The sequence below is a fragment of the Enterobacter sp. 342 genome (assembly GCF_036663495.1).
Lineage (GTDB): Bacteria > Pseudomonadota > Gammaproteobacteria > Enterobacterales > Enterobacteriaceae > Enterobacter.
Genome location: NZ_JAWUEI010000130.1, coordinates 1 through 640 on the forward strand (window position 1 = coordinate 1; position 640 = coordinate 640).

The 640-nt window shown below is 45.8% G+C and carries 1 protein-coding gene; it reads right to left on the reverse strand.

Annotation, left to right across the window (positions count from 1 at the left end):
- Positions 1-25: 25 nt before the first annotated feature.
- Positions 26-376 (reverse strand): recombinase family protein, encoded by a 351-nt coding sequence (locus tag V6E55_RS25595; RefSeq protein WP_316944133.1) that lies wholly within the window; start codon positions 374-376, stop codon positions 26-28.
- Between the last annotated feature and the right edge of the window lie 264 nt (positions 377-640).

A 640-nucleotide genomic window follows, 5' to 3' on the forward strand; every position in this document is an offset into this window, starting at 1 on the left:
TTGAATGGGTTCATGTGCAGCTCCATCAGCAAAAGGGGATGATAAGTTTATCACCACCGACTATTTGCAACAGTGCCTCTATTCTGTCCTTGATGGCTATGAAAGTTATTCCGCGTTTCTTCAGGTCGTCGAGTAAAGTAATGACTTGACCCAATGAACCGCCGAGCCGATCTAGTGCCCAAACTACTAGGGTATCTCCCTCGCGCAATGCTTTCAGGCAGTTCTCCAGTTCCGGCGCACCTTTTTTGTCGCGCTTGGGGCCGCTACGTGAGGTCTGATCCTGATAGATTTGCTCACATCCAGCTTTTGTTAGTTCGTCAACCTGGTGCGCCACATCCTGAAGATGCGTAGATTTACGTGCATAGCCGATTTTCATTCTTTTCACGCTAATTAGTTATGGGGTTATTGTTATGTTGATATAGTAACGAGTTTTGTTACATGAGGGGAGTCATTTTTCGGGAGAAGTCAGGACTTTTCAAGACTGTCACAAAAACCATCGTTTTTGATACATTAATTTAACCAATAGGTTGCAGATCAAATCGCCTGTAACAGCCTTTCTGGCTGTTTGTCGTTTTCAGAAGACGGCTGCACTGAACGTCAGAAGCCGACTGCACTATAGCAGCGGAGGGGTTGGATCCAT

What these genes read in the sequence shown, in the direction of transcription:
- V6E55_RS25595 (WP_316944133.1), bottom strand. Translation starts at nt 376, where the DNA reads ATGAAAATCGGCTATGCACGTAAATCTACGCATCTTCAGGATGTGGCG.